The sequence below is a fragment of the Pseudomonas sp. P5_A12 genome, assembly GCF_056400685.1.
Window position 1 is genome coordinate 1 of sequence record NZ_JBFUKU010000500.1, and the last position, 2239, is coordinate 2239.

The 2239-nt window shown below is 59.1% G+C and carries 3 protein-coding genes and 1 pseudogene; all 4 read right to left on the reverse strand.

All coding sequences use genetic code 11. The features are described from left to right. Nucleotides 1–325: 325 nt before the first annotated feature. Entirely contained in the window at nucleotides 326–1189 is an 864-nt protein-coding gene (locus tag AC1DSG_RS30435) for a CsgG/HfaB family protein (protein WP_477794178.1), read from the reverse strand. Between the two features lie 31 nt (nucleotides 1190–1220). After that, entirely contained in the window at nucleotides 1221–1640 is a 420-nt protein-coding gene (locus tag AC1DSG_RS30440; RefSeq protein WP_477794179.1) for a curli assembly protein CsgF, read from the reverse strand. Next, nucleotides 1637–2029, reverse strand: a complete 393-nt coding sequence (gene csgE / locus AC1DSG_RS30445; RefSeq protein ID WP_477794180.1) for a curli production assembly/transport protein CsgE — start codon at nucleotides 2027–2029, stop codon at nucleotides 1637–1639. The genes AC1DSG_RS30440 and csgE overlap by 4 nt, the downstream gene beginning before the upstream one ends. Next, nucleotides 2026–2239 (reverse strand): annotated as a pseudogene (locus AC1DSG_RS30450) (type II secretion system protein); the annotation flags it as partial. The pseudogene AC1DSG_RS30450 and the gene csgE, both read right to left, overlap by 4 nt.

Below are 2239 nucleotides of genomic sequence, written 5' to 3' on the forward strand. Positions count from 1 at the left end.
TTTGATTCACCCGCCCCCTCGGGAGGCTGAGTGGAGGTGTTCATCCGGGGAGTGGCGCGTAGCGCCGTTCGACGCAGTCGAACACGCTGCATGTAGGTCGTAGCGAAGCAGACCGGAGGGCAGTGTCCCCGGATGGATACCGGAGCGAAGGAACGCCGAGCCTTAGCGAGGGGCCGGACGCTCGGGGCGAGCCTTTTTGGTTCCTTTTGTGGCGTTCGTTTGACAAAAGGGACTCGCCGTAAGGGTGAAACCGCCAGCCGCCGTTACCGCAGGAATGGATATGTACACCATTTAAAATCAAGGTCGGCCCGAAGGCCGCCTCGGTTCACTCTTCCTCACCCTCAGGAACCACCTTGTTCTGAGTCAGGTAACGGTCGAGCGTCTCATTGTTAGCAGGCGAATTATCCCCCGCCACCTGCCACATTTGCCGCTCAATCCCCTGCGCCAGCAAATGCCCGACAGCCGCCTCGATAGCCGACAAAACACACAACTGCGCCGGCTCGTTCGTGGTGTAACCGACCTCCGCCTCCAGCAACTTCTTGAACTCGATAAACTTGAACACCCCTGCACTACGGCTCACCGAGTAGATCGTCTTGCTGGTCATGACATTGGCCAACACCTGACCACTGCGCACATCCACTGCCCGCAGGTTGACCGTGACCTGATCCACCCGGTACTCCCGAGTTATATCGATACCCAGATAACGCGCCCCTTCCCCGCCGCTGCGCACGTTGGTGTCGTAGGCAATGATCCCGCCTTCAAGCATCATGTTCGCCGCTTGCAGCGGAGGCAGTTCCCCCTGGATGTTCACCGGTGTATTGGGCTTTTTCTGCGAAGCACGAATGATCTTGCGCTCGGTCAGCAGGTTCTGCAGCCCTTCCCGTTCCAGCACCACAAACCAGCCGCTGGCCTGCATCGCATCCATCAACATGCTCGCCGCGCCCTGGGTCACGCTGGTCGAAAACGAACTGGCCGGGGTCGGTTTGTATTGCCCGGTCTGGTCCCGGAAACCGTACACCACCGCCATCAACCGGCCCTTGGGTCGTGGCATTTTCAGCAAGTCGTAATAGGTCGACGCCCGGGGTGTCAGGGTCGGAGTTTCGGTGTCCTGCTCGGCCGACACCGGTTCGCGCAGACCACACCCTTGCAATGTCGCCAACATCAGCCCTAGCGCTATTATTTTTTTCATATCCCTACTCCCCATCGACCCAAAAAACCCATCAAGGGTTGAGGCCGTTAACCTGGATTTCCGAAATTTCACCGGTCGCTCGGTCGGTCACTTCAATGGTCAGTGCACCCGAATCGTCGACAACGTTGACAATAAAAGCGTCCGTAGAAAGGCTCCCCGTGTTACCAGAAGAAATGTTGTCCAGCACTTGCCCCAGCAAGCGCGATTGAAGCTGACTGGTGAACCGTTCCAGTGCGGAAGTGCCGGCCACGGCGGTGCGGTTGTTCAGGTCCGGGTCGTCATAGTCGTTCTGTGCCTGAGCGTTGTTGAGCAGCCAGGTGCCATTCAACGGGTTGCCACCGAACGAGGGGTTGACGGGCGTGTAGACCAGTTCCGTGGCTTGGACCAGGCCCCCACTTCCAAGCCCGAGCAGTAGAATGCCGGTGCGCTGCCAGAACGTTTTTGCTTTCATATTTCGTCCCTCTCCAGATCCGTTGTGTCCTGCAATAAGGCCTCCAGCTTGCGCTGGGCAATTTGCCCGCGAACCCAATCGGCGGCTTGATAGGCGTCGTCTTTGAGGTCCACGGTGTTTGGCGGCAGGAAGCGTCGATAAACCAGTCGCTGCTGAAATTCCACGGTCACCAGGCTGCCCCAGCGTGCCGAAGGTCGTTCGCGCACCACCAGGTTGAAATCCATCGGGCTGGTGGCGCGCAGTCGTTCACTGAACGAGTAGTAAAAGTCGTGACCAATGTGCGAGATCGTGTCGTCGACGATGAAGCCGAGCATTTCCTCCTCTTCGGCGGCGCTGGCGAAGGACGCCACCCACGCAAGGATCAGGGCCGCGAACCAGTGTCTGTTCATGGCGCTAGCGCCTGAGGCAGATCGGACTGGCTTTTCGGCGGGCCCGACGTACCGTCAAGGAAGGCCTTCTCGGCCACGAACTGCCAGTCTGCGTAGCTCGCCATGCCGTTGAAGTCCGACCACTGGCTGGGAAAGTCTGTCTGCTTGAGCGGCGTGTCCGTCGAAGGGCTGTTGATCCCGGTGATGCGCCCGTCGAAACCGAGCATCAAT

Excerpts from the sequence above, each read along its gene's own strand:
- AC1DSG_RS30435 (WP_477794178.1), bottom strand. The coding sequence starts at position 1,189 with ATGAAAAAAATAATAGCGCTAGGGCTGATGTTGGCGACATTGCAAGGG.
- AC1DSG_RS30440 (WP_477794179.1), bottom strand. The coding sequence starts at position 1,640 with ATGAAAGCAAAAACGTTCTGGCAGCGCACCGGCATTCTACTGCTCGGG.
- csgE (WP_477794180.1), bottom strand. The coding sequence starts at position 2,029 with ATGAACAGACACTGGTTCGCGGCCCTGATCCTTGCGTGGGTGGCGTCC.